The organism is Leifsonia sp. NPDC077715, from assembly GCF_040686855.1.
Taxonomy (GTDB): Bacteria; Actinomycetota; Actinomycetes; order Actinomycetales; family Microbacteriaceae; genus Leifsonia.
In genome coordinates this window covers 1259732-1285516 of the sequence record NZ_JBFBOG010000002.1, presented here as the reverse complement: position 1 = coordinate 1285516, position 25785 = coordinate 1259732, and the positions used below count along the sequence as shown (strand labels likewise).

Sequence of the window (25785 nt, the reverse complement as noted above, 5' to 3'; positions counted from 1 at the left end):
CGCCCGCGCTGCCGGGCGTACGGTGTCGTCGTGACCGACGCCTCCACCGCCCCCACGTCGACCGTCCGCAGCGGCGCGCCGTCCGGCCGCACCCCCGCCTTCGCGGTCTGCATCGCGGTCGGCGCGCTCACCATCCTCGATCTGTCGGGCGTGAACGTGGCGCTCCCGTCCATCCAGCGCTCACTGCACGCCGACTCGACGCAACTGCAGCTCATCGTCGCCGGGTACGCGCTCGCGTTCGGGCTCACCCTCATCCCCTCCGGACGACTCGGCGACACCCGGTCGCGCAAGGCGATGTTCGTCATCGGGCTGATCGGCTTCAGCCTGGCGAGCGCCCTTTGCGCCCTGGCGCCCGGGATCGTGTGGCTGACCGTCACGCGCTTCCTTCAGGGGGCTGCGGCGGGCGTCCAGATGCCGCAGGTTCTCGGGATGATCCAGCAGCTCTACCGGGGAGAGGAGCGCGGACGCGCGTTCGGCGTCTTCGGCGCGATGGTCGGCATCGCGACGGCGATCGGGCCCACCCTCGCCGGTTCCCTCATCGCGATCGGCGGCGCGACGGAGGGCTGGCGACTGCTGTTCTGGTTCAACGTGCCGTGCGGCGCGATCGCGCTGTTCTTCGCTCTGCGCTACCTCCCGAAGCACCAGGAACGCGGCGAAGGCGGGACGCAGCTCGACCCGATCGGGCTGGTGCTGCTGGCCGTCTCGATCCTGGGCCTCATGCTGCCGTTCCTCCTCACCACCGGGTCCTCGACCGACGATCCGAAGCGCTGGCTGTGGCTGATCGCGTTCGTCGTCGCGGGCGCGGCCTTCCTGCTGTGGGAGCGCGCCTACCGGCGGCGCGGACTGTCGCCGATCGTGCACCTGGAGCTGTTCCGCATCGCCTCGTACCGCAACGGTCTGCTGATCGCGGCGGTGTACTTCGCCGGGCTCCCGGCAAGCTTCCTCGTGACCACGCTCTATCTGCAGGAGGGACTGCACGCGCAGCCGCTCACCGCCGGCCTGGTCAGCGTGCCGTTCGCGCTCGGCGCCGCGGTGTCGGCATTCGTCGGCGGACGGCTCGTGCAGCGGTTCGGCCGCGGGTTGGTGGTGACGGGCCTCGTCATCGTGATCGTCGGCATCGGCGCGCTGCTGGCGTCCGCGACCCTGGCGCCGCCGTCGACGGCGGCGTGGTTCATGGCCGGCTCGACGCTGATCGGCGGCATCGGCGGCGGGTTCGTCATCTCGCCGAACCAGACGCTGACGCTGTCCGAGATCCCGCCGGAGGAGGGCAGCGCCGCGGGGTCGATCGCGCAGCTCGGACAGCGGATCGGGACGGCCGTCGGCATCGCCCTGGTGACGGCGGTGTTCTTCGCGACGGTTCCGGGCGGAGGGTCGCATCCCGTGGCGCAGTACCACGACGCGGTGCGCAGCGGATACCTGATGACCCTCGGGCTGCTGGCGGTCGCGCTGATCGTCGGGCTGGTGGACCTCCGCGAACGCCACAAGGCAGGCAAGCGCGGCGTCTGAGCCGGCGCTGGCGCGTCACTCCCGGGGAAGCCGCGTGCCGCACCGTAGCCTGAACGTGTATTCAGCCGCTCGGGATGGGGGTCCGATGCTCTCGCAGACTGCGCGCCGTCGTGCGCCCTTCGCCGCCGGCGCGACGGCCGGTCTCCTCGTCCTCGCAGCGCTCAGCGGTTGTGCGGGCAAGTTCGGCAACGCGCCGGCCGCCTTGCCGAGCGAAGACCCGCTGACCGCCACCCCTCTCGCGACGCCGAGCGGCACCCCGACGGCATCGCCGACTCCCACGCCCACCGGAGACCCTGTCGTCGACCCTCCGGCGACCGCGCCCGCTCCCCACGATCCCGCCGCGGCGAAAGCGCTCGCGGTGCAGGCGTGCGAGACGATCGCGGACGGCTTCGCGGCGTCGAGCGTCGCCGCGGCCGCACCCCTGGCCGCGCAGGCGGCCACCGGCGACGCCGTCTGGCAGCCGCTCGCGAACGACCTGGAGTTCATCCGCACCCATCCCATCGACCCGCAGACCGGGGTCGGCCCGCAGCAGACGGTCGACTCCTCCACCGCGGCCGCGCACGACTGCTTCACGCTGGCCGGCGTCACCGTGAGCCAGGACTGACATGCGACGCTCCCCACGGACCGTGCTCCGCGCCGCCCTGCTGCTGGTCGTCGCCCTGGTGGCGGGCGCCGCGACGGCCGCCTCCCCTGCCGCCCCCGCGCAGGCATGGCTCTCGCAGCCCGCCGAGAGCCGATGCGTCGAGACCTGCGTCAACGTGCCCACGACGCCGCAGGCGGCCGCGCAGAAGCTTCTGGAGTACAACGCGTCGGGCCAGCTCATCATCGAATGGGCCGAGCGCGACATCATCCCCAAGGAGATCCAGCCGATCGCCGACGGCACGATCGGCGCGACCCCGCAGTGCAACATCGACCTCCGGACGTTGCAGACGCTGATCATCGTGATCCGCAACTACGGCTCGGTGCAGGTCAGCGACCTCAACCGGCACTGCGCCAACGACGGGGTCGCCACCTGCGCGAGCAACCCGACGTCCCGGCACTGCACCCCGGCCGGCTCACCGAACGCCATGGACCTCACCTGGATCGGCGGCGGGCGCACCCGCGGCAACGACGTGTCGACGAACGTGCTGCTGCCGTTCCTCGACTCGTTCATGCCGCCGGGATCGCGCGCGGGCCAGGCCGCGGGCAGCGACGGCTGCGGCGCGTACTGGATGCCGCCGCTCGCCAACATCTCGCGGTTCGCGGACTACTGCACGCACATCCACGTCGACTTCGGGTCGACGACCGCCGCGCTGCGCGGCCTGACGACGCGCTGACGCGGCGTTCCTCTCAACCGATCGGATCGACGGGGTTCGTCCGCCCGACGATCAGCGGGTCGACCGGGGTGAACGGGAACTGCGGCAGCTGCGCCTCCGGCACCCCGAACGCGGCCGACAGCACCTCGCGCGAGAACGCCGACGCGGTCGCCCGGTAGCCGATGTCGCCCGGGGTCGGCTGGTCGAAGAAGATCAGGAAGTGGATGCCCTCCTCGCCCAGCGCCTCGATGTGGTGCGGATAGGCGCGCGGGATGAAGTAGGCGTTGCCGGGCTCCAGCTCATACGTGTCGAGCGTGCCGTCCGGGTCGAGCACCGTCATGCGGGCGTGCCCGCTCTGCACGTAGCCGAGCTCGGCGGTGACCGGGTGCCAGTGCGGCTCGCGCATCCCCGTGTTCGCCACCTCGAGCGAATACATCGAGAGGTCGTCGAGGGCCGCCCAGAACTGCTTGCGACCGAGGCGGGCGCTGCCGTAGTCGTACGAGAGCGGCGGGTTCTGGCCGCCCAGGTCGAACAGGTGCGCGTTCGGCAGGCCCGCGGTGTCCGGGATGCGCGCCGCGCCCTCCCGGCGCACGATCTGCTGCGCGTCGTGCCGGTCGAACGCGGCGAACGCGGGCGACGGCAGGTCGTAGGTGTTTCCGAGCACAGCATCCGTCATCGCGTTGAAGCTGTTCTGCAACGAGAAGTGCGCAGGACGCGCGGTGCGGAGGGACGCGATGATCTCCGCCGTCTCCTCCCCCACGTTCTCGATGTGGTAGATCGCGCCGGACGCCACGTGGTACATCTGGCCCGGCTGGACGACGAAACTCGCGAACTCGTCGGCGTTCGCCAGCAGGGAGACGAGGACGGTGCCGCGCACGACGTAGGCGATCTGGTTGGCGTTGACGTTCCACTGCGGCTCGCGCACCCCGCCCGGCTCCAGCACGATGCGCTTGAGCGACATCCGCTTCAGGATCGGGAAGTCGTCGGCGGTGAGCTGGGAGATGCGGCCGAAGTCGTTCTCGTACGTGTCGGTGGAGTCGATCAGAGAGGCGACGTGCGGGGAGGTCGTGGACATGCGGGTTTCCCTTCGGTGAGCGGCTTCAGCGCCACGCTAGGGGCAGCCCGCGGCTCACGACAACGCTTGCGGGAGGACGCTCGCTGCCTGTAGGGATCACTGCGGATAGGGCGTCTCGCCGCGCTCCAGCATCCCGATCAGCTTCGCCAGCCGGTTGGCGCGGCTGGTCTCGCTCGGCGCGGTGTTCACGCGCCACAGCACGGCGTACCGGTTCTGGGCGTTCAGCCGCTCGAAGGTCGCCGTCGCCGCGGGCGACGCGGCCAGGGCGGCGGCGAGGGCGTCGTGCATCCCGATCGTCGCGGCGCCGCTATACGCACGCTCCCAGCGGCCGTCCGCCTTGGCGCGCTCGATCTCCGCGTGCCCGGCTGCCCGCATCCGCCCCTCGGCGATCAGCGTCTCGACGATGCCGATGTTGCGTTCGGACCACAGCGAGGTCTTGCGCCGCGGCGTGTACCGCTGCACGAAGGTGGTCTCGTCGCGCGACATGCGCTGCCCGTCGATCCACCCGCTGCAGAGCGCTTCGATCAGGGCCTCCTGGTAGGTCAGACTGGTCGGCTCGGTGACGCCCTTCTTGGCCAGCACGAGCCACACGCCGTCGGAGGTGGTCTCGTTCTCGTCGAGCCACGCCCGCCACGCCGCTTGATCGGCGACCACGAGCTGCGCGGGTGCGGGTGCGTCGTCCTCGGCCATGCCGCGATCCTACGGGCGACCTCCGACAGTGAGGGGCGCCTAGACCGTCCCCGGGTGCGGCTGCTCCGCAACAGGCGCGTCCGTCGTCTCCTGCAGCGCGCGGATCAGCGATCGCGCGTCGTACGGTCCGACGTGGCGGCGGCCGTTGATGAAGAAGGTGGGGACGGCGGTGATGTCCATCGCCTCCGCGTCCAGCATGTCGTCGCGGACGCGGGCCGCCACCTCCGAAGAGGCGAGGTCGTCCTCGAAGCGATCCAGGTCGAGGCCGAGCTCTTCGGCGCGGCGCATGATGTCGGACGGGAGCTGGTGCTCCTGGTCGGCGAACAGGCTGCGCTCGAACTCGAAGAACTTGCCCTGCCGCGCCGCCGCCTCGGACGCCTCGGCCGCCGCGAGCGCGTTCGGGTGGAAGCGGGTGAGCGGGGCGTGCCGCCAGACGTAGCGGAGCCGGTCGCCCAGTTCGCGCTGCACCTCCACCACCGAGCCGGTCGCTTTGAGGCAGAAGCCGCACTGGAAGTCGCCGTACTCGACGATCTCGAAGGGCGCGTCCGGCGACCCGAAGACGTGGTCGCGTGCCGGGTCGACGGGGCGCATGAGCCGCACGCCGGCCTCCTCCTTCGGCCGGTGCGCGTCCGAGATGCGGAACAGCACGGTCGCGACGAGGAACGCGACGATCGTCGCAGCGAGCACACCGACACGGGCCGCGTTCTGCGCTTCCTCGCCCGGGATGGCGAGGTCGACGATGAACAGCGAGATCGTGAAGCCGATCCCGCACAGCGCCGCGCCGCCGGCCAGCCGGTCGAGAGTGAGGCCCGGACCGAAGTCGCCGATCCGCAGCACCCGCAGCAGGGCGGTCGAGCCGAAGACGCCGACGAACTTGCCGACGACGAGGCCGACCAGCACACCCCAGGCGATGGGCGAGACGATCGCGCCGAGGAGGATGTCGCCGCTCAGCCGCACCCCGGCGTTGGCGAGCGCGAACAACGGCAGCACGACGTACGCCACGTACGGCCCCCATGCCGACTGCAGCCGCTCGTTGATCGAGATGGACTCGCGCAGGCTGTTGGCGGCCGCGCGGGCGTACTCGGTGTTCGGGGACTGCCGGAAGGTGCGGGCGAGGTCGAGCGCGTGCTCCACATCCCGCCGGTTCGGCCGGTAGACCGGGATGAGCAGGGCGATCGCGACGCCCGCGAGCGTGGGGTGCACGCCCGATGCGAGGAACGCCAGCCAGACGATGATGGCGAGCGTCGCATAAACGGGACCGCGCCCTCCGCGCAGGTAGCGGGTGAAGTACACGCCCGCGAGTCCCACCGCCGCCACGATCAACGGGACCGGGTAGAAGTGCTCCGTGTAGACGAGCGCGATGATGCTCAGCGCGCCGATGTCGTCCACCACGGCGAGCGCCAGCAGGAACACCCGCAGGCGGCCGGTCGCGTGCGGGCCGACGAGGGCGAGTGCGCCGACGAGGAACGCGGTGTCGGTGGAGATGACCACTCCCCAGGCGTGCTCCATGCCGGTGCCGAGGGTGAACATCACGTAGATGATCGCCGGCACAGCGAGCCCGAAGATCGCCGCGACGACCGGGACGACCGCGCGGGACCAGCTCGTCAGCTCCCCGATCGCGAACTCGCGCCGCACCTCCAGACCGACGGTGAAGAAGAAGATCGCCATCAGCGCGTCGTTGACGAGCGAATGGAGGGTGAAGTCGAGCTGCAGGTCGCCGACGCCGATGTTGAGGTGCGTCTCCCAGAACTGCTCGTACCCGGCGAACGAGATGTTGGCCCAGACGATCGCGACCAGCGTGGCCGCGACCAGCAGGAGGGCCCCGATCCGGCTGCGGCCCATCGCGCGGAACCGCTCGGTCAGCGTGGGACGGCGGTCGCGCGACTGCTGCGGCGACTCGGGGTCCGGGGAGCGCTGGATGACGGTGAGGGGGATGGCCACGGGCGCGAGTTTACCGAGTGCGGCGTCTGCGGTCACGCCCTCGCGGCCTTGCTCGAGTTTCCCTCAGCTCAGATCCGAGGCAGGTCGCGCACTGGCGCGGAGCCCGCTGACGATTCGGATGCCGCCGGTCACCAGCACCTCGCTGACCAGGCCGGCGAGGCACTGGTCGCAGAGCGCTTGCGGCTCGCGCACGGAGACCGTGAACTCACTCTCGTCGGAGACCCGGAACTCCACCCGGTCGTCCTCCGAGAAGAACAGCGAAACGTCGAGGTGCGGGAACTCCGGCAGCGCGTTCTGGAGCACCGCGTGCACGTGCGCCAGCGTGAAGTCATCGACCGGAAAGCCGTAGCCGCCGATCTCCAGCACTCCCATGCGCCCGTACCTCCCTCACATCCCGCCACGCGCCATCGCGCGCCTGGTGTCAGCGCTCGCGGCGCCCCCGCGTGGCGCCGCCGGCGCTCCCGTTGGCGCCGGTCGCCCTGCGGCCGCTCAGCGCGATGCCGATGGCGGGCATCCCGACGACCGTCTCGCCGTCCCTGTCTGTGACGATCAGCCCGGTCGAGCTGTCCGCGGAGTTCGCGAGCTGCAGGATCCACTCGCGGTCGATATCGGGCGCGACCGGACCGTCGAACTTGAAATACAGCGCAATGGACGGATCGACCCAGATCGCGCTCCGGCCGTCTCCGATCTCGTTGGCGTCGCGCCACGAGACAGCGAACGACTCCGCCCGCCGGAGCTTGTTGACGATGACGATCTGCATGTGGGCGAGCACACGATCCTCGAACTCGATGCGCATGTTCCCGTAGATGAGGTGTCCCATGGCGGTCAGTGTCCGAGGGAGTCGTCGGTGCGCATCTCGAAGGACTGGGTCAAGCGGTTGATCCCCCGTCGCATGTACTCGTTCACGAACTCGTTGTCGGGCTCGCTCCCGCTGCCGTTGGTGGACTCGATGACCATGGTCGTGGACGGATTGAGCAAGAAGGTCGCGTCGGTCTCGTTGCCATCCGGCCCGATGGCGCGCAGCGTGACCGAGTCGGTGCTGGCGTTCCGGCCGAGGACGGTCGCGTAGCTCATGAGCAGGTCGGCCGCCTCGTCGCCGACGAGCAGCGATTTCTCTCCGTACGTGACGTGCTTCATGAGCTCGACCGTAGGCGCGAGAAAACCCCGCACAGGCGGTTGACAAAGCGGCGCCGACGGGAGCCTCTCTGCGGGAAGAAACCCGGGCTCCCTCGGGTTGCCGCTTCTCGACGGGGCGAGCGCCGCCCCGCGAAGGAGGACGACATGGCGGACATCACGATCATCGGCGGCACCGGGTTCACCGGCTCCCATCTCGCGCAGGAGGCGGTGTCGCGCGGGCATCGCGTCACGTCGCTCAGCCGCTCCGAGCCCACCGAGCCCGTGGACGGCGTGCGCTACCTCACGGGGTCGGCCGACGAGCCCGAGCAGGCGATCGAGGGCGCGGACGTGATCGTGGCGACCGTCTCGCCGCGCGGCGACAGCGCCGGCACCCTGGGCCGCCGCTACAGCCGGCTGGCGGAGCTGGCCGACGAGGCAGGCGCGCGTCTCGTCGTGATCGGCGGCTTCAGCTCGCTACGTCCGGCGCCGGGCGCCCCCCGGTTCGCGGAGGGCGACGACCTCCCGCCGGAGTTCGCGGACGAGGCCCGCGAGCTGAACGCCGTGCTGGAGGACCTGATCGCGAACGCGCCGGAGGGCCTGGACTGGGTCTTCGTCAGCCCGGCAGCGACGTACGGCGCGTACGCTCCGCAGGTGGACCCGCGCGGCGCCTACCGCGTCGGAGACGATGTCGCCCTGTTCGACGCCGACGGCGCTTCCTTCATCGGCGCGGAGGACTTCGCGACGGCGGTCGTCGACGAGATCGAGACGCCATCCCGCCGGCGCGCCCAGGTGCACTTCTTCTACTGAACCGCCTCGGGCGGTGTCGCCTCCGTGTGGACGCCGACGATCGTGAGGCTGCCGAGAAGGGCGAGTTCGTCGAGCATCTGCTCGACGACCTCGCCGCTCGCGGTGACGGCGGAGGAGAACTGGAGGGACAGCGGCCGGCGTCCGGCGATCAGCACATGCTCCTCGCCGTCACGCCCGTGCACCGCGAGGGCGACGCTGCGGTTGAGGGAAAGCGCCTGCATGAGGACGGGCTGGAGGTTCACGAGGTCGGCGTCGTCGATCTCGTAGCATCGCCGGTCGACGAGCAGCTGCCCCATGGTGGCTCCCTCCGGGATTTGGTAAGCCGGGCTAGATAGTAACGCTCCTAGCTTTTTCCGGTGGAGAATCGGTACGAATTCCCAGGGAGACGGCGTCCTGCGTCTTGTCTGGTCAGCAGCGCCGTGGCACCGTTCAAGGCGGAACGCGATCGACGGAATCGGAGCGGGGATGGCGAAGCAGAAGAAGCTCGAGAAGGCGGCCGAGAAGGCGCTGAAGCGCGCCGAGAAGGCCGTGGATCAGGCGCTCGAGGCAGTCGAACGACTGGACAAGAAAAAGGCGAAGAAGCGGGCCAAGGCACTGCAGAAGGAGCTCGCGGACGCCGTCGGCCGGAACACCACGGCCGACGACGACCGGACGGACGACGCCTCGCAGCAAGCGGACCTCACGCCGCCGCTCCCCTCCGTCCGCGACGAGGGCGTCGAGGAGACCGTCGAGTTCGCCGGTTCGGTCACCACTTCCGCTCCCCACGATCCGGAGCTGGACGGCCTCACCGTCCAGGCCCTGCGCGACGTCGCCCGCACGCGCGGCCTCCGCAACGTCTCGAAGCTGAGCAAAGGCCAGCTCATCGAGCGGCTGAGCGAATGACTCCGGGCGAGTGACCCCCGATCGACGGACTACGGTGACTACCACGGAAGGAGACCGAGTGGACGACGAGGCGCCCGAGGTGACCGAGAACACGCCGGACACCGGCGTGGAGACCGCCGGGGAGGTGACGGAGGAGCTGCCGCCGGAGGAGATCACCTACGACGAGCAGCTGTATCCCGCGCGTCCCCGCCGGCTGCGTCCGCGGGCGAACCTGCGCGGCGGCAGCATCCGCCGGTCGTTCTCGGACCCGCGCGCGGCCAACGGCCAGAACCCGGCATACGTCGAGTGGCTGGTCCGTCAGTCCATGCTGAAGGATGCGGACGTGCTGAGCCGCCAGCTCTCCGGCTCGCCGAGCATGTGGCGCAACCCCTACGCCCGCCCGGACGCACGCCGCGCCGTCCCTACCTCGGACGTCTGGTTCACCGCGTACCCCATCTCGCTCATCACCCGCCCCGGTGAGTCCTTCCTGACCGCCCTGGCCGACCCGGAGCTGTGGACCGCGTTCGAGCGGATCGGCATCAACGGCCTCCACACCGGTCCGGTCAAGCGGGCCGGCGGCATCCGGGGGTGGCAGGAGACGCCGAGCGTCGACGGTCACTTCGACCGCATCGGAACCCAGATCGACCCGGCGTTCGGCGACGAGGAGACCTTCCGCCGGCTGACGGACGTCGCCGAGGAGCACGGCGGCAGCGTCATCGACGACATCGTCCCGGGCCACACCGGCAAGGGCGCCGACTTCCGGCTCGCCGAGATGGCGTACAAGGACTACCCCGGCATCTACCACATGGTCGAGATCCCGCCGGACGAGTGGCACCTGCTTCCCGACGTGCCCGACGCCCGCGACTCGGTGAACCTGGATGCGGCGACCGAGGCGTCCCTCGCCGAGAGCGGCTACATCATCGGCGAGCTGCAGCGCGTGATCTTCTTCGCGCCGGGCGTCAAGGAGACGAACTGGAGCGCCACGGCGCCGGTGATCGGCGTGGACGGCATCACCCGTCGCTGGGTCTACCTCCACTACTTCAAGGAGGGCCAGCCGTCCGTGAACTGGCTGGACCCGACCTTCTCGGGCATGCGGCTGGTCATCGGCGACGCCCTCCACTCGCTCGGCGACCTCGGCACCAGCGCGCTGCGGCTGGATGCGAACGGCTTCCTCGGCGTCGAGAAGAGCGCCGAGGGGATGCCGGCCTGGTCGGAGGGGCATCCCCTCTCCCACGCGGCGAACCACATCATCGCCGGGATGGTCCGCAAGGTCGGCGGCTTCACCTTCCAGGAGCTCAACCTCACGGTCGAAGACATCCGCGACACCGGCGCGGTCGGCGCCGACCTGTCCTACGACTTCATCAACCGGCCGGCGTACCACCACGCCCTCGCGACCGGCGACACCGAGTTCCTGCGGCTGACCCTGCGCACGTCGCTGGAGCTGGGCGTCGAGCCGGTGAGCCTGGTGCACGGCATGCAGAACCACGACGAGCTCACGTACGAACTGGTCCACTGGGCGACCCTGCACGCGAACGACGTCTACACGTTCCGCGGCGAGGAGATCACCGGAGGGGAACTGGCCCAGCGGATCCGCGCCGACCTGACCGAGGCGATCACCGCCCCGACCGCCGACTACAACCTGGTCTTCACGACGAACGGCATCGCCTGTACCTCGGCGTCGCTGATCGCGGCGACGCAGGGTCACGCGACGCTCGACTCGATCACCGAGGACGACATCCCGGCGATCCGGGACGCGCACCTGCTCCTCGCCGCGTTCAACGCCTGGCAGCCCGGCGTCTTCGCGCTCTCCGGCTGGGACCTGCTCGGCTCGCTGACCGTCCCGCGCTCGGAGGTGGCCGATCTGATCGCCGAGGGCGACACGCGCTGGGTGGAGCGCGGTGCGCACGACCTGCTCGGTGTGGCGCCCGAGGCGGAGCGGTCTCCGTCCGGGATGCCGCGGGCGCGCTCGCTCTACGGGACGCTGCCCGAACAGCTGCGCACGCGCGACTCGTTCGCGAGCCGCCTGCGCCAGCTGCTGCGCATCCGCAACCGCTGGGGCATCGCCACCGCGCGCCAGGTCGACGTGCCGGACGTCGCGCATCCCGGGATGCTCGTTCTCGTGCACGAGCTCGAGACGCTGGACGACCAGGGCCTTCCGATCGTGCAGCTGACCGTGCTCAACATGACGGACTCCGCCGTGGACGGCACGGTCCGCTCGGAGGCGCTTCCGCACCGCGCGACCGTGACCGACGCCTCCGACGGCAGTGAGGTCGGGACCGTGGACGACCTGGCGAGCTTCCCGGTCAGCGTCCCGGCCTACGGGGCCCGCTTCCTCATCCTGACGCGGACGCCCGCCGAACAGTGACGGTGCTCCGGCTCAGGCCAGTAGCTCCCGCACGCGCGGGACGACCTCCTCGCCGTACAACCGGATGGCGGTGAGCAGCGACTCGTCCGTCATGCCGGGGATGCCGTACTTGAGGTCGAACCGGTCGGCGCCCAGGATGCGGAGATTCGCCGCGATCTTCGTGGCGACGGTCTCCGGCGAGCCGACGTAGAGGCTGCCGTCCGGGCCGAGCTCGCGCTGGAAGGACGCCTCGGTCGGGACCGCGAAACCGCGCGTGGCGCTCACCTTGGCGATCATGTCGCGGTAGTGCGGCCAGAACTCGGCGCGAGCCTGCTCGTCGGTCGCGGCGACGTGTCCCGGGGAGTGCAGACCGATCCGCCGTATGGGACGGCCGAACTGCTCGAGCGCCTTGTGGAACAGCTCCGCGTACGGCGCGAATCGTGCCGCCGGGCCGCCGATCACCGCGAGCATCAGGTCGAAGCCGTAGTGCGCGGTCCGGATGACGGACTCCGGGCTGCCGCCCACGCCGATCCAGGTCGGCAGTGGCGACTCGAGGTGCGGGACCACATCCTGGTCGCGCAGGCCGGCGCGGGTGCGGCCCTCCCAGGTGACCGGGCCGCCCTCGCGCAGGTGCGCGAACAGGTTGGTCTTCTCCTCGAACAGGTCCTCGTAGTCGGACAGGTCGTAGCCGAACAGCGGGAACGAGTCGATGCTCGAGCCGCGACCGAGGATGATCTCGGCGCGGCCGTCGGAGACGGCGTTCAGCGTCGAATAACGCTGGAAGACGCGGACGGGGTCGTCCGAGCTCAGCACGGTCACGGCGGAGCCGAGGTGGATGCGCTCGGTGCGGGCCGCGATCGCGCTCAGCACGACGTCCGCCGCCGAGAGCGGCATGTCGTCGGTGTGGTGCTCGCCGATCCCGAAGAAGTCGAGGCCGGCCTGCTCAGCGGCCACGCCGTGCCCGACGAGATCGCGGATGGTCTGCGCGTGCGAGATCGGACGGCCGTCGCCGCCGGCGGTGACGTCGCCGAAGGTGCTGAGACCGAAGGCGAGCGGGAAGGTCGGGGTTTCCGTATTCATTTGTGGGTTCTCTCGGGTGGTGGGTGGTTCAGGCGGCCGTCTCGAGTTCGCCCGCGACGGCGGCGCGGAAGGCGGCGGCGTCGAGCCGCGCGCCGAAGACGGGACCGCCGGGCTCGAACGCGACGCCGTCGCGCAGGCTCTCGGCGAGCACCGTGTCGTAACCGGCGTCCTCGATGAGGGAGGCGACGACCGCGGCGGCGTCCGGGTCGTCCGACGCCACGCCGAGGGCGCGGCGGTCGGGGTCGCCGGCCGGCCGGCGGTCCTCCTCCATCTCGTGGTAGCCGATGTGGTTGAAGGTCTTCACGATCCGGGCGGCGGCGAGCTCGCGCTGGACGATCTCGCTGCTGGTCAGCTCGTCGTCCTCGAACAGCGGCTGCACGCCGTCCGTCGGCGCCCAGTAGTTCATGGAGTCGACGACGATCTTCCCGTCCAGCATCGAACGGTCGAGCCCGGCGAAGCGGTGCAGGGGGATGGCGAGGATCACGACGTCCGCGTCGGCGACGGCCTCCGCCGCCCAGCGCGGGCGGGCGCCGGGCATGACGACCGAGGCGATCAGCTGGATGCGCTGCGGGTCGCCCGAGGCGGCCACATCCACGTCGTACCCGGCGTCGAGCAGGATGCGCGCGAGCGCCGAGCCGACGTGCCCGACGCCGAGGATCGCGACGCGCGGTCGGGTGGCGGTCATGAGCGGTCTCCTGTTGCGTCGAGGTGGGTGGCGTCGAGGCGGGTGCGGATGCTGCCGAGCACGTCGGCGAGGGCGTCGAGCTGCTGCGGTTCGAGCGCGTCGGCGAAGAGCCGCTTGACGGCCCGGAGGTGCGGCCCGGACGCCTGCCGGATCGCCTGGAAGCCGTCGTCGGTGAGGAGGACGAGCGCGCCGCGGTTGTCCCCCGGGCAGTCGGTGCGGAGGACCAGGCCCCGCCGCTCCATCCGCCCGAGCTGGTGCGAGACGCGGCTGCGCTCCCAGCCGATGGCGTCCGCGACCTCAGACGACCGCAGGGTGCGGTCTGGAGCCTCGGTGAGGGCGAGCAGCACGGCGTAGTCGCCGGGCGACAGCTCGACGCGCTGCAGCTCGGCGGACAGCAGGCGGCGCAGCTCGTCCGTGGTGTCGAGCAGCGATCGCCAGACGGCGAGCTCGCGGTCGGTCAGGCGCTCGGGGGCGGCGGTCGGTGTCATGAGTCCTCGGTTCTGTCCGTCAGTCGAAGTAGCTGACATGTCAATCAACCGAGAGGCACGGCCGTTTGTTCCCTGCGTGCTCGCGTGCTTGTACGGTTGCATCCATGACCGAACCGCCGGACGCGCTCCCCGCCGACTACGACCCTGCGACGGTGTTCCGCGTGGTCGCGATGCCGGTCAGCCAGGGTTGGGGCGTCTGGCTGCGCGCGGCGGACGACAGCATCATCCATAGCTTCGGCCTCGGCTTCCCGCCCGGAACGCCCTTCGACCCGGACGTGCTCGACGTGCTCGGCCCGATCCTGAACGTGCAGTACGCGCTCGCCTACCAAGGCCCCGAGTCGTGGGACGAGCTCGAGGGCCACTGGTCGGCCGTCGTCTACGAGTACACCCCGCGCTGATTCGTCGCGCCCGCCCGCGTCCCCGCGCCCGTGATTCGTGCCGAATGCGCACCATTCGTCACGAATACCGCGTATTCGTCACGAATCGCCCACCCGATGCGTCGCTCCTGCGGGGGTTCGACGCTCGATCTCCGACGCTGCGCTTCGCCATCCCCTCGCCCCGCTCGCGCGCGACTCGTGCCGAATGCGCGCTGCTCGTGACGAATGTTGCGCATTCGTCACGAATCGTCGAGCCCTTCCCAGCGAGAACCATGATCTGGCGCAATGACCCTTCACTGAGTACTGTTCCAAGCCGGGCCGAGAGGGTCGGAATTCGTGCCGAATGAGCGGTATTCGTGACGAATAACGCTCATTCGGCACGAATGGTCAGGTGTCGGCGGGCTCGGGGGTGGTGCGGCGGAGGGGCTGCAGGCGCGTGAGTTGGGTGACGTGGTGGGGGCCGAGTTCGGCGAGGGTGCGCACCTGGAGGAGTTTCATGGTGCGGGTGATCTGGTCGGTGAGGATCTGGATGGTGCGGTCGACGCCCTCCCGTCCGCCGGCCATGAGCCCGTAGAGGTAGGCGCGTCCGATCAATGTGAACTTGGCGCCGAGGGCGTAGGCGGCGATGATGTCGGCGCCGTTCATGATGCCGGTGTCGATCGCGATCTCGGTGTGCTGGCCGACCTCCCGTGCCACCTCGGGGAGGAGATGGAACGGGATCGGCGCCCGGTCCAGTTGCCGGCCGCCGTGGTTGGAGAGCACGATCCCGTCGACGCCGTGATCCACCAGGCGCTTCGCGTCCTCGAGGTTCTGCACCCCTTTGATGACGAGTTTCCCGGGCCACAACGCTCGGATTTCGGCGAGGTCGTCGTAGTCGATCGACGGATCCATGGCCGCGTTCAGCAGGTCCCCGACGGTGCCGCCGGTCGCGGACAGGGATGCGAACTCCAGCTTCGGGGTGGTGAGGAAGTCGTACCACCACCACGGCCGGGGGATCGCGTTCACGATCGTGCCCAGGGTCAACTGCGGTGGGATGGAGAACCCGTTCCTCTTATCCCGCAACCGTGCCCCGGCGACCGGGGTGTCCACGGTGAAGAACAGGGTGTCGAACCCGGCAGCTGCCGCCCGCTCCACCAGGCCGTAGCTGATCTCCTTCTGCCGCATCACATACAGCTGGAACCAGTTCCGGCCGTGCGGGTTCGCCGCCTTCACCCCCTCGATCGAGGTCGTCCCGAGCGTGGAGAGGGTGAACGGGATACCCGCCGCGCCGGCCGCACCGGCACCGGCGGTCTCGCCCTCGGTCTGCATCAGGCGGGTGAACCCGGTCGGGGCGATCCCGAACGGGAGTGCCGACGGCCCACCCCAGATCTCACACGACGTATCCACCGTGGACACGTCATGCAGGATCGACGGGTGGAACTCCACATCCTGGAACGCCTGCCTGGCCCGCGCGAGTGATAGCTCCCCCTCCGCCGCCCCTTCGGTGTAGTCGAACGCCGCCTTGGGGGTTCTGCGCCGAGCGATCCGCGCCAGGTCCTCGATCGTCAGCGCCGACTCCAACCGCCGCTTCTTCAGATTCAGCTCGGGCTTCTTGAACTGCATCAGCTCCAGCAGCTCGGCGGGTTTGGGGAATTGACGGTCGACCATGCGAATGGATCCTAACGGGGGTCGTAGCGGACGATCTGGGTGGTGCGGGCGACCAGGGCGCGAAGCGTCTCCAGGTCGCCGGAGAGGAGGCCGGCGGCGCGCGCCTGGACGAGGACGTTGCCGATGGCGGTGGCCTCGACGGGACCGGCGAGGACGGGGAGACCGGCGCGGTCGGCGGTCGCCTGGCAGAGCAGCGCGTTGCGCGCTCCCCCGCCGACGATGTGGACGGCCTCGACCGGCACGCCCGAGAGGGATGCCGCCGTCCCGACCGTCTCGGCGAAGGCGGCCGCGAGGCTTTCGACGATGACCCGGACCATGCCCGCGGGCGAGGCGGGGGCGCGCATCCCGCGCTCGTCGAACCAGTCTGCGATCCGGCCCGGCATGTCGCCGGGGGCGAGGAACCGAGGGTCCTCGGCGTCGAACACCTCGGCCGGGCGCGGCAGCTCGGCCGCCTCCGCCAGCAGCCCGGCGAGGTCGACATGGAGTCCGCGCCGCTGCCACTCGCGGATGGATTCGCTGAGCAGCCACAGCCCCATGACGTTGTGGAGGTACCGGATGCGCCCGTCCACGCCGCCCTCGTTGGTGAAGTTCGCGGCCAGCCCCTCGTCCGAGACGATGCGCCGCTCGAGCTCCACCCCGACGAGTCCCCAGGTTCCACAGGAGATGTACGCGGCCCGGGAGGCGTCCATCGGCACCGCGACCACGGCCGAGGCGGTGTCGTGCGAGCCGACCGCCGTGACGGTCGGGCCGGTCCCGGCGAAAGGCAGGTCGTGCGCCAGAGCCGGGAGCAGACCTCCGATCGGCGTCCCGGCGTCGACCAGCGGTGCGAAGGCGCTGCGTGGCAGCCCGAGCCGGTCGATCAGGCGGTCGTTCCACGCGCCCTCGGCCGTCAGCAGACCGGTGGTGGAGGCGTTGGTGCGCTCGGCGTGGGCGGCGCCGGTGAGCCAGTAGGCGATGAGGTCCGGAATGAGGAGGAAGCCGTCGGCGGATGCGGACGTCCCGTCGGCCGCATCCACCGCCAGCTGGTACAGCGAGTTGAACGGCAGGAACTGCAGGCCGCCCTCGCGGTACAGCTCGGCCGGGTCGACGGCAGCGTGCACGAGTTCGACCCCGCGCGCCGTGCGCTCGTCGCGGTAGTGGTACGGCTCGCCGAGCAGCCTGCCGGATCGGAGGAGGCCGTAGTCGACCGCCCACGAGTCCACGCCGATGCTGCGCATTGCGGGGTCGGTGCGGGACACGGCGGCCAGGCCGTCGAGCACGCTCGCGTACAGCCCCGTCACATCCCAGTGCAGGGCGGCGCGGTCGCCCTCCCAGAGCCGAACGGGCGTGTTGGGGAATCGCGCGGCCTCGCTCAGCTCGAGGGTGTCTGCGCCGACGCGGGCGTACATCACCCGGCCGCTGGTCGCACCCAGGTCGACCGCCGCGACCGTCCCGGTGGTCATCGCAGGAAGGCCGCGGCGACGCCGGCATCCACCGGGATGTGCAGTCCGGTGGTGTGGTCGAGGTCGGCGGAGGTGAGCACGGCGACCGCGTTGGCCACGTTCTCCGGCAGCACCTCGCGCTTGAGCAGCGTGCGCTGGGCGTAGTACGTGCCCAGCTCCTCCTCGGGCACCCCGTAGACGGCGGCGCGCTTGGCGCCCCAGCCGCCGGCGAAGATGCCCGAGCCGCGCACGACGCCGTCAGGGTTGATGCCGTTGACCTTCACGCCGTAGTCGCCGAGCTCGGCCGCGAGCAGCCGCACCTGGTGGGCCTGGTCGGCCTTGGTCGCCGAGTAGGCGATGTTGTTCGGGCCGGCGAAGACGGAGTTCTTGGACGAGATGTAGACGATGTCGCCGCCGAGTCCCTGCTCGATGAGCACCTTCGCGGCCGCCTTGGAGACCAGGAACGAGCCCTTGGCCATGACGTCGTGCTGCAGGTCCCAGTCGGCCTCGGTGGTCTCCAGCAGCGGCTTCGAGATCGACAGGCCGGCGTTGTTGACGATCAGGTCGAGGCCGCCGAACTGCAGCAGCGCCTCCTGGATGCCCGTCTGGATGTCGGACTCGCTGGTGACGTTCGCCGCCACTCCGATCGCCACATCCGTGCCCCCGAGCTCCGCCGCAGCCGCCTGCGCCTTCGACAGGTCGAGGTCGGCGATGACGACGCATGCGCCCTCGGCGGCGAGCCGTGTCGCGATGGCCTTGCCGATGCCGGAGGCCGCGCCTGTGACGAGAGCGATGCGGCCCGCGTGGGATTTCGGCTTCGGGAGGCGCTGCAGCTTGGCCTCCTCCAGCGCCCAGTACTCGATGCGGAACTTCTCCGACTCGTCGATCGGCGCGTACGACGAGATCGCCTCCGCGCCGCGCATCACGTTGATCGCGTTGACGTAGAACTCGCCCGCGACCCGGGCGGTCTGCTTGTCCTTGCCGTAGGAGAACATCCCGACGCCCGGGATGAGCACGATCGCGGGATCCGCGCCGCGCATCGCCGGGGAGTCCGGGGTCGCGTACTTCTCGTAGTAGGCCGTGTACTCGGCGCGGTACTGCTCGTGCAGCTCCTTCAGCCGGGCGATCGAGTCCTCGATGGAGGCGTCGGCCGGCAGGTCGAGGATGAGCGGCTTGACCTTGGTGCGGAGGAAGTGGTCCGGGCACGAGGTGCCGAGCGCGCCCAGCCGGACGTGCTCCTCCGAGGCGAGGAAGTCGAGCACGACGTCGGCATCGGTGAAGGAGCCGACCTGCGGCTTGTCGGTCGACGCCAGCCCGCGCAGGGTCGGCGCGAGAGCGGCGGCCTTCGCCCGGCGCTCGGCCGGGTCCAGCGGCTCGTTCGCCGGGATGCGCGCGCCGAACGGCTCGGGACGGCCGTGCTCGGCGATGTAGTCGGCGGCGGTCCGGATGATCCACAGCGAGTTGGCCTCCGCCTCCTCGCTGGTGTCGCCCCACGCGGTGATGCCGTGACCGCCCAGGATGGTGCCGATCGCGTCCGGGTTCGCCCGCTTGATCGCGGCGATATCCAGCCCGAGCTGGAAGCCCGGGCGGCGCCACGGCACCCACACCACCCGGCCGCCGAAGATCGTCTTCGTCAGCTCTTCCCCGTCCGCCGCCGTCGCGATCGCGATGCCGGAGTCGGGGTGCAGGTGGTCGACGTGGGCCGCATCCACGAGCCCATGCATCGCGGTGTCGATCGACGGCGCCGCGCCGCCCTTGCCGTGCAGGGTGTAGTCGAACGCGGCGACCATCTCGTCCTCGTGGTCGACGCCGGGGTAGACGTTCTGCAGCGCGCGGAGGCGGTCGAGCCGGAGCACGGCGAGGCCCTGCTCGGTGAGCGTGCCGAGGTCTCCCCCGGAGCCCTTCACCCACAGCAGCTCGACCGGCTCACCCGTGACGGGATCGGTCTCGGTGCCCTTGGCGGAGGTGTTGCCGCCGGCGTAGTTGGTGTTCTTCGGGTCGGACCCGAGGCGGTTCGAGCGGGCGATGAGCGCCGCGACGGTCTCGTTGGTCATCACGCGCCCCATCCGGCCTGGGTGCCGCCCACGCGCTCGGCCTCGATCTTCTCCTGGTACCCGCTGGCCTTGTAGGCGGCCATCGGGTCGGCGGGCAGGCCGCGCGACTCGCGCCAGGCGGCCAGGTCGGCGCGCACGTCGGTGTTGAACGCATCCATGAACACCGTGTTGGCGGCGAGCACGTCGTTCGCCCGCTGGGCCGCATCGAGCGCGTCGACATCCACCAGCAGCGCCTTGGCCGTGGCCTCCTGCACGTTGAGCACCGAGCGGATCTGGCCCGGGATCTTCGCCTCGAGGTTGTGGCACTGGTCGAGCATGAACGCGACGTCCGGGTTGCCGTAGCCGCCGCCCTGGATGACCTCGAACACGATCCGGAACAGCTGGAACGGGTCCGCCGCTCCCACGATCAGGTCGTCGTCGGCGTAGAACCGCGAGTTGAAGTCGAACGACCCGAGCTTCCCGAGCCGCAGCAGCTGCATCACGATGAACTCGATGTTCGTCCCCGGCGCGTGGTGGCCGGTGTCGAGGCAGACGAACGCCCGGTCGCCGAGCGCCGCCGTCTGGACGTAGCTGGTCCCCCAGTCCGGAACATCCGTGTGGTAGAAAGCCGGCTCGAAGAACTTGTACTCCAGCACCAGGCGCTGACCCTCGCCGATCCGCTCGTAGATCTTCTGCAGGCTGTCCGCGAGGCGGTCCTGCCGGGCGCGCATCGAGTCCTGTCCCGGGTAGTTCGTTCCGTCGGCGAGCCAGATCTTGAGGTCGCGGGACCCGGTCTCGTTCATCACGTCGATGCACTCGAAGTGGTGATCGATGGCCTTCTGGCGGATGCGGTCGTCGTGGTGGGTGACCGAGCCGAACTTGTAGTCGTCGTCCTGGAACGTGTTCGAGTTGACGGTGCCGAGTTCGACGCCGTTGTCCTCGGCATGCTTGCGCAGGTCCGCGTAGGAGTCGACGCGGTCCCACGGGATGTGCAGCGCCACGGTCGGCGCGAGCCCGGTGTGCTTGTGCACCTGTGCCGCGTCCGAGACCTTCTCGAACGGGTCGCGGGCGGTGCCCGGCGTGCCGAACACCTTGAAGCGGGTGCCGGAGTTGCCGAACGCCCAGCTCGGCAGTTCGATGGCCTGCTGCGCCAGCCGGTCGCGGATGGACGTGAAGTCAGTCAACGTCGTGCGCCTTTCGTGTCGTAGCGTGCGGGTGCGCCGCCGCCAACTGGTCCTCCAGGTGGAAGATCTCGGGGATGAGCTCGAACGACCGGTCGGGGGCGGCCCCCTCCAGTCCGTCGAAGAGCCGGCTCATCTCGGCCTGCCAGCGGGCGTTGACCTCCGTGAGGTCCATCCGCCGCTGCATGGATGCATAGTCGTCCCGGGCCTCGACGTAGCCGATCAGCCAGCCGTCGTCGGCGAGGAACAGGGAGTAGTTGTCCCATCCCGTCTCCTTCAGCGCCGCGAGCATCTCGGGCCAGACGGCCGCGTGCCGCGCGCGGTACTCGGAGAGGTGCGCGGGGTCGACGCGCAAACGGAAGCAGACCCGCTGCATGGGAACCTCCAGAAGGGATGGGCCGCCCGGCCGGCGACCAGTGCCGGCCGGGCGAGGATGAGGACTCGATCAGAAGTTGAACTTGTCGATGTTGTCCTTGTCGAAGACGAACGGGTCGCCCAGGAGCACCGTCGCGTTGTCTCCGACGGTGAACTTGCCGAGCTTGCCCGCCTCGAAGGTGTCGCCCTTCTTGCCGGTGATCTTGCCGTCGATCAGCGCCTTGGCGGTGAAGGCGGCCAGGTAGCCGAGGTCCTCCGGGTTCCACAGTGCGAACTCGTCGACGGTGCCGTTCTTCACGTACTCGCGCATCTGGTTCGGGGTGCCGAGCCCGGTCAGCTTGACCTTGCCCTTGGCGTCCGAGGTGGAGAGGTAGCGCGCCGCGGCCGCGATGCCGACCGTCGTGGGCGAGATGATGCCCTTCAGGTTCGGGTGCGTCTGCAGCAGGGCCGCCGTCTTGTCGAACGAGGTCTGGTCGTCGTCGTTGCCGTAGACGGTGTCCACCAGCTTGATGTTCGGGTGGTCCTTCGCGAGGTCCTTCTTCATGAGCTCGATCCAGGCGTTCTGGTTCGTCGCGTTGGCCGCGGCGGAGAGGATCGCCACCTCGCCGCTGTCGCCGATCTCCTTGGCGATCGTGTCGACCTGCACCTTCGCGATACCGTCGGCCGTGGCCTGGTTCACGAAGACGTCGCGGTACTTGGCGTCGGTGTCGGAGTCGAACGTGACGATCTTCACGCCGGCCGACTTCGCCTGCGTGAGCGCCGAGCCGAGCGCGGTCGGGTCGTTGGCGGAGAGGACGATCGCGCCCACCTGCTGCTGGGTCAGCGTGTTGATGTAGCTGACCTGGGCGTCCGCGGTCGCCGTCGACGGGCCGACCTCGTTGTAGGTGCCCTTGAACGACTCGACGGCCGTCTTGCCGCCCTTGTCGGAGGTGTCGAAGTACGGGTTGCCGAGGTTCTTCGGCAGGAAGGTGATCTTGTAGTTCTTGTCGCCGGAGCCGCCGGAGCTGCCCGATCCGCTGGAGCAGCCGGTGACGGCGAGGGCGACGGCGACCACGCCGGCGCCGAGGGCGATCAGGCGCTTGGTGCGGCGCGAGGTGGAGGGCAACATCGTTGTTCCTTTCGGGGTGGGTGGATGCAGGTGGTGCGGGTGGAGCGGCGCGCTACGACACGGAGCGTCGTCGGCGCGCCCGTGCGCCGCGCGCCCAAGCGAGGATGCGCGGCGAGAGGACGGAGAGGATGAGGAGGACGCCGGTGATGATGTTGATGGCGTCGGAGCTGACGTTGGCCAGGCGGAGGGCGCTCTGCAGCACGCCGATCAGGAGCACACCGGCGACGACGCCGCCGAGCGCGCCCTTGCCGCCGAAGATCGAGACCCCGCCGAGCAGCACCGCCGCGATCACCGAGAGCTCGAGCCCGACGGCGTTGTCGCCGCGGGCGCTCCCGTAGCGGAGCGTCCAGTAGAGCCCGGCGAGCGCCGAGATCAGGCCGGTCAGAAGGAACGCGATGAACTTCGTCCGCGCGACGTTCACGCCCGAGAAGGCGGCCGCCTCCGAGCTCAGGCCCAGCGCGAACAGCCCGCGTCCGTACGGCGTGGAGTGGAGCAGCAGGGCGAACACGATGATCAGCACGACGACGAGGACCATCACGACCGGGATGCCGGAGGTGCCGAAGCGCTGCTGTGACAGGTTCTGCCAGAAGAACGGGAAGTCGGTGATCGCCGTCGTGCCGAGCAGGCCGACCGCGATGCCGCGGAAGAGCGCGAGCGTTCCGATCGTCACCGCGAGCGACGGCAGGCCGACGACGGTGACGAGGAAGCCGTTGACCGCCCCGCAGACGAGCCCGATGACGAGGCAGGCGACGAAGGCCGCCTCGATCGGCCACCCGGCCTTGGTCAGCACGCCCAGGAGGACACTGCTGAGGCCGAGCACGCTCGCCACCGAGAGGTCGATCTCGCCGGAGACGATGACCAGGGTCATCGGCAGGGCGATCATCAGGATGGGCGTCACATCCAGCAGCAGGAAGCCGAGGGTGACCGGGGTGCCGAAGTTCTGCACGGTGGCGGAGGCGACGACGGCGACGATGATGAGCGCGGCGACGACCGCGGACTCGCGGGTCAGCAGCCAGCGCTGCCACAGCGGGCGGCCGTAATCGGGGTACGTCCGGGCGGGGGCGGCGGTGGTGGGCACCTGGGTGTCGGTCACGCGGCGACCTCCCTTTCGGCGACGAGGCGGCGGGACAGCCGCAGGGCGAGCAGGCGGTCGAGGACGATGGCGCCGATGATCAGCACGCCGACCACCGCCTGCTGCCAGAAGTCCTGGATGCCGAGGATGGGCAGCGCCCGGTTGATGGTGAGCAGCAGCACGGCGCCGAGGACCGCCCCGTACACCGATCCGCTGCCGCCGAAGATGGCGACGCCGCCGATGACCGCTGCTCCGACGGCCTGCAGCTCGAGCCCGGTGCCTGTCTGCGAGCTGACCGTGCCGTAGCGGGCGACGAACAGCACGCCGGCGAGGCCCGCCGTGGCGCCCGAGAGGACGAACGCGGCGAGGATCCGGCGGGTCACCTTGAGGCCGTAGAGCTCGGCCGCGGCCGGGTCGGACCCGATCGCGTAGAGCTCGCGCCCGCCGCGGCGGTTGCGCAGGTACCAGCCCGCGATGAGCATCACGATCACGGCGAGGATGGTGAGGTACGGGATGGTGAGGAACGACCCCGTCCCGAGACCCAGGAAGTCGGAGGGCACGTCGCCCGCGTTGATCCGGTTGCTGCCGGCCCAGAGCACGTCGATGCCGCGGTAGGCGTACAGCGTGCCGAGGGTGATGACCAGTGCCGGCACCTTGCCGAAGGCCACCAGCGCGCCGTTCACCAGTCCGAGCACCGCACCCGCGAGCGCGCCGATGAGGAACACCGCCACGATCGGGATGCCCGGGATGTCCGCGAACAGCCGCCCGGTCAGGTAGGCCGTGAGTCCCACCACCGAACCGACCGAGAGGTCGACGTTGCGGGTGATGATGACGATCGCCTGGCCGATCGCGACCAGCGCGAGGATGGCCGGGGTGAGCAGCAGGTCGCGCCAGCCGTCCGCGCTGAACAGGAACGAGGGGTTGATCGCCGTGGTCACGGCGATCACCACGAGGATCGCGACCAGGATGCCGGTCTCGCGCGCCCGGACGAACGAGCGCGCCAGGCGCACCGCCGGGTTCGGGACCTTCTCGGGGGTGAGGGTCGGGGTCGTCATCGCGTCTCCTCCAGCGCGTGGGTGGCGGCGAACATCACGTTCTCGGCGTCGGCGACGGAGCGCTCGAGCTCGGCCGTGATGCGGCCCTCGCGGACGACGAGCACGCGGTCCGCCATCCCGAGCACCTCCGGCAGCTCGGACGAGATCATCAGCACGCCCATCCCGCGTCCCGCCAGCTCGGAGAGGAGCCGGTGCACCTCGGCCTTCGTGCCGACGTCGATGCCGCGGGTCGGCTCGTCGATGATGAGGACGCGCGGGTCGGTGGCCAGCCACTTGCCGAGCACGACCTTCTGCTGGTTGCCACCGGACAGCGTCCCGGTCAGCGTGTCGAGCGCGTTCGTCTTGAGCTGGAGGCGGCTCGCCCAGACGCGCGCAGCCTGGTTCTCGGACGAGCTGCGGATGAAGCCGAGCTTCGAGAGCTTCGTGCGGATCGCCAGCGTCGCGTTGCGGGCGACCGACTCCTCCAGCACCAGGCCCTGCTTGCGGCGGTCCTCGGGGACGAGCGCGAGACCGGCGGCCATCGCGGCGGTCGGGCGGCGCTTCGGCACCACGCGGCCGTCGACCCGGACCGTGCCCGAGTCGTAGCCATCGACCCCGAACACGGCGCGGGCGATCTCGCTGCGGCCCGCGCCGACGAGGCCCGCCAGCGCGACGATCTCTCCGGAGCGGACGGTGAAGCTGACGTCGTGGAACACGCCCGGCGAGGTCAGACCCTCGACGACGAGCAGCGGCTCGCCGATCACGGCCTCGGTCTTCGGGAAGAGGGAGGTCACGTCGCGGCCGACCATGCGGCGGACGATCTCCTCCTCCGTGACGTCCGCCGTCGGATCGGTCGAGACGTAGGCGCCGTCGCGCATGACGGTGATGGTGTCGCAGAGCGAGAAGACCTCGTCGAAACGGTGCGAGATGAAGACGATCCCGCGGCCCTCGTCGCGCAGGCTGCGGGCGACGGCGAACAGGCGCTCGACCTCGACGCCCGAGAGCGCGGCGGTCGGCTCGTCCATGATGAGGAGGCGCGCGTCCAGCGAGATGGCCTTCGCGATCTCGATGAGCTGCTGGTCGGCGATCGACAGGCCCTCGGCGAGACGGTCGGGATCGATGTGGACGCCGAGACGACGGAAGATGCCGACAGCCTCCGCGCGCATCGCCTTGCGGTCGATGCGTCCCAGGCGGTCGGTGGGCTGGCGGCCCATGAAGATGTTCTCGGTCACCGACAGGTCGGGAAAGAGCGTCGGCTCCTGGTAGATGACGGCGATGCCGGCGTTCTTCGCCTCGGCCGTCGTGGTGAAGTCGACGACCTCTCCCCGGAACCGCATCTCGCCGCGGTCGCGTTGGTAGAGGCCGGCGACGATCTTGACCAGCGTGGACTTGCCGGCGCCGTTCTCACCGACGAGCGCGTGGATGGACGCCTGCTCGACGACCAGGTCGGCGCGGCTGAGAGCGATGACCGGGCCGAAGGCCTTGGCCACATCGCGGAGTTCGAGGACCGGCGGGCCGCCGGCCGGCGCTGCCGGTGTTTCGGGGGACGTCATTGTCGAACGCTTCTCCATCGAGGCCGTGAACCGTTTCAAACTGAAACGTTGAAATGACCTTGCCAGACCCCGGGGCTCGCCGTCAAGTCTGCGAAA

At 70.2% G+C, this 25785-nt stretch carries 26 protein-coding genes; 7 read left to right on the top strand and 19 right to left on the bottom strand.

From position 1 onward, the window contains the following. Nucleotides 1–30 precede the first annotated feature (30 nt). The 3 genes from AB0P25_RS13225 (at nucleotide 31) to AB0P25_RS13215 (ending at nucleotide 2822) form a co-directional block, all read left to right on the top strand. A complete protein-coding gene (locus AB0P25_RS13225) occupies nucleotides 31–1506 on the top strand; it encodes an MFS transporter (protein WP_363807905.1) in 1476 nt (491 codons plus the stop codon). An 85-nt stretch (nucleotides 1507–1591) separates the two neighbouring features. Next, a complete protein-coding gene (locus tag AB0P25_RS13220; RefSeq protein ID WP_363807904.1) occupies nucleotides 1592–2110 on the top strand; it encodes a hypothetical protein in 519 nt (172 codons plus the stop codon). 1 nt (nucleotide 2111) lies between these two features. Continuing rightward, complete coding sequence (locus AB0P25_RS13215; RefSeq protein WP_363807903.1) at nucleotides 2112–2822, top strand: hypothetical protein; 711 nt, start codon at nucleotides 2112–2114, stop codon at nucleotides 2820–2822. Between the two features lie 13 nt (nucleotides 2823–2835). Here AB0P25_RS13215 and AB0P25_RS13210 read toward each other — a convergent pair whose 3' ends face one another. From AB0P25_RS13210 to AB0P25_RS13185, 6 genes are all read right to left on the bottom strand, one after another. After that, nucleotides 2836–3876 carry a cupin domain-containing protein gene (locus AB0P25_RS13210; RefSeq protein WP_363807902.1) on the bottom strand — a complete coding sequence of 347 codons (1041 nt, stop codon included), beginning with the start codon at nucleotides 3874–3876 and terminating at the stop codon, nucleotides 2836–2838. Between the two features lie 96 nt (nucleotides 3877–3972). Then, complete coding sequence (locus AB0P25_RS13205) at nucleotides 3973–4566, bottom strand: YdeI/OmpD-associated family protein (protein ID WP_363807901.1); 594 nt, start codon at nucleotides 4564–4566, stop codon at nucleotides 3973–3975. A 39-nt stretch (nucleotides 4567–4605) separates the two neighbouring features. Further along, nucleotides 4606–6507, bottom strand: coding sequence for a Na+/H+ antiporter NhaA (nhaA, locus tag AB0P25_RS13200; RefSeq protein WP_363807900.1), 1902 nt, complete (start codon nucleotides 6505–6507; stop codon nucleotides 4606–4608). Between the two features lie 63 nt (nucleotides 6508–6570). After that, entirely contained in the window at nucleotides 6571–6879 is a 309-nt protein-coding gene (locus AB0P25_RS13195) for a hypothetical protein (protein WP_363807899.1), read from the bottom strand. A gap of 49 nt (nucleotides 6880–6928) precedes the next feature. Next, entirely contained in the window at nucleotides 6929–7327 is a 399-nt protein-coding gene (locus AB0P25_RS13190; protein WP_363807898.1) for an ATP-dependent DNA ligase, read from the bottom strand. A gap of 5 nt (nucleotides 7328–7332) precedes the next feature. Beyond that, nucleotides 7333–7644 (bottom strand): hypothetical protein, encoded by a 312-nt coding sequence (locus AB0P25_RS13185; protein ID WP_363807897.1) that lies wholly within the window; start codon nucleotides 7642–7644, stop codon nucleotides 7333–7335. Nucleotides 7645–7788: 144 nt separating this feature from the next. Between AB0P25_RS13185 and AB0P25_RS13180 the strand changes: the two genes are divergently transcribed. Beyond that, entirely contained in the window at nucleotides 7789–8430 is a 642-nt protein-coding gene (locus AB0P25_RS13180) for an NAD(P)H-binding protein (RefSeq protein WP_363807896.1), read from the top strand. Here AB0P25_RS13180 and AB0P25_RS13175 read toward each other — a convergent pair. Next, nucleotides 8424–8726: a hypothetical protein gene (locus AB0P25_RS13175; RefSeq protein WP_363807895.1), complete on the bottom strand. Its 303-nt coding sequence runs from the start codon at nucleotides 8724–8726 to the stop codon at nucleotides 8424–8426. The genes AB0P25_RS13180 and AB0P25_RS13175 overlap by 7 nt on opposite strands. 169 nt (nucleotides 8727–8895) lie before the next feature. Here AB0P25_RS13175 and AB0P25_RS13170 point away from each other — a divergent pair, with 169 nt between their 5' ends. Beyond that, nucleotides 8896–9312 (top strand): hypothetical protein, encoded by a 417-nt coding sequence (locus AB0P25_RS13170; protein WP_363807894.1) that lies wholly within the window; start codon nucleotides 8896–8898, stop codon nucleotides 9310–9312. Between the two features lie 106 nt (nucleotides 9313–9418). Further along, nucleotides 9419–11656 carry a maltose alpha-D-glucosyltransferase gene (gene treS, locus AB0P25_RS13165; RefSeq protein WP_363808061.1) on the top strand — a complete coding sequence of 746 codons (2238 nt, stop codon included), beginning with the start codon at nucleotides 9419–9421 and terminating at the stop codon, nucleotides 11654–11656. A gap of 12 nt (nucleotides 11657–11668) precedes the next feature. On the opposite strand, the gene AB0P25_RS13160 is transcribed toward treS, so the two are convergent. Genes AB0P25_RS13160 through AB0P25_RS13150 form a run of 3 tightly spaced genes read right to left on the bottom strand, consistent with a single transcriptional unit; the run spans nucleotide 11669 to nucleotide 13888 of the window. Beyond that, nucleotides 11669–12715 carry an LLM class flavin-dependent oxidoreductase gene (locus AB0P25_RS13160; RefSeq protein WP_363807893.1) on the bottom strand — a complete coding sequence of 349 codons (1047 nt, stop codon included), beginning with the start codon at nucleotides 12713–12715 and terminating at the stop codon, nucleotides 11669–11671. Between the two features lie 28 nt (nucleotides 12716–12743). Continuing rightward, the gene (locus AB0P25_RS13155) at nucleotides 12744–13400 is read right to left on the bottom strand and encodes an NAD(P)-binding domain-containing protein (protein ID WP_363807892.1); all 657 of its coding nucleotides are present in this window, start codon (nucleotides 13398–13400) and stop codon (nucleotides 12744–12746) included. Then, nucleotides 13397–13888, bottom strand: a complete 492-nt coding sequence (locus AB0P25_RS13150) for a MarR family transcriptional regulator (RefSeq protein ID WP_363807891.1) — start codon at nucleotides 13886–13888, stop codon at nucleotides 13397–13399. Before AB0P25_RS13150 ends, AB0P25_RS13155 begins: the two co-directional genes overlap by 4 nt. 104 nt (nucleotides 13889–13992) lie before the next feature. On the opposite strand from AB0P25_RS13150, the gene AB0P25_RS13145 reads away from it, so the two are divergent. Beyond that, a complete protein-coding gene (locus tag AB0P25_RS13145) occupies nucleotides 13993–14286 on the top strand; it encodes a hypothetical protein (protein WP_363807890.1) in 294 nt (97 codons plus the stop codon). Between the two features lie 366 nt (nucleotides 14287–14652). Here the strand turns inward: AB0P25_RS13145 and AB0P25_RS13140 are convergent, their stop codons facing one another. From AB0P25_RS13140 to AB0P25_RS13100, 9 genes are all read right to left on the bottom strand, one after another. Further along, nucleotides 14653–15912 carry an alpha-hydroxy acid oxidase gene (locus AB0P25_RS13140; protein WP_363807889.1) on the bottom strand — a complete coding sequence of 420 codons (1260 nt, stop codon included), beginning with the start codon at nucleotides 15910–15912 and terminating at the stop codon, nucleotides 14653–14655. 11 nt (nucleotides 15913–15923) lie between these two features. After that, entirely contained in the window at nucleotides 15924–17354 is a 1431-nt protein-coding gene (locus AB0P25_RS13135; protein ID WP_363807888.1) for a rhamnulokinase family protein, read from the bottom strand. Then, nucleotides 17351–19387, bottom strand: coding sequence for a bifunctional aldolase/short-chain dehydrogenase (locus AB0P25_RS13130; protein ID WP_363807887.1), 2037 nt, complete (start codon nucleotides 19385–19387; stop codon nucleotides 17351–17353). Before AB0P25_RS13130 ends, AB0P25_RS13135 begins: the two co-directional genes overlap by 4 nt. Continuing rightward, nucleotides 19387–20550: an L-rhamnose isomerase gene (gene rhaI / locus AB0P25_RS13125; RefSeq protein WP_363807886.1), complete on the bottom strand. Its 1164-nt coding sequence runs from the start codon at nucleotides 20548–20550 to the stop codon at nucleotides 19387–19389. Before rhaI ends, AB0P25_RS13130 begins: the two co-directional genes overlap by 1 nt. Beyond that, nucleotides 20543–20923 carry an L-rhamnose mutarotase gene (locus tag AB0P25_RS13120; protein WP_363807884.1) on the bottom strand — a complete coding sequence of 127 codons (381 nt, stop codon included), beginning with the start codon at nucleotides 20921–20923 and terminating at the stop codon, nucleotides 20543–20545. The genes rhaI and AB0P25_RS13120 overlap by 8 nt, the downstream gene beginning before the upstream one ends. Nucleotides 20924–20992: 69 nt before the next feature. After that, complete coding sequence (gene rhaS / locus AB0P25_RS13115) at nucleotides 20993–22030, bottom strand: rhamnose ABC transporter substrate-binding protein (protein ID WP_363807883.1); 1038 nt, start codon at nucleotides 22028–22030, stop codon at nucleotides 20993–20995. 52 nt (nucleotides 22031–22082) lie between these two features. Further along, nucleotides 22083–23123: an ABC transporter permease gene (locus tag AB0P25_RS13110; protein ID WP_363807882.1), complete on the bottom strand. Its 1041-nt coding sequence runs from the start codon at nucleotides 23121–23123 to the stop codon at nucleotides 22083–22085. After that, complete coding sequence (locus AB0P25_RS13105; RefSeq protein WP_363807881.1) at nucleotides 23120–24157, bottom strand: ABC transporter permease; 1038 nt, start codon at nucleotides 24155–24157, stop codon at nucleotides 23120–23122. The genes AB0P25_RS13110 and AB0P25_RS13105 overlap by 4 nt, the downstream gene beginning before the upstream one ends. Then, nucleotides 24154–25689: a sugar ABC transporter ATP-binding protein gene (locus AB0P25_RS13100; RefSeq protein ID WP_363807880.1), complete on the bottom strand. Its 1536-nt coding sequence runs from the start codon at nucleotides 25687–25689 to the stop codon at nucleotides 24154–24156. The genes AB0P25_RS13105 and AB0P25_RS13100 overlap by 4 nt, the downstream gene beginning before the upstream one ends. Nucleotides 25690–25785 lie beyond the last annotated feature (96 nt).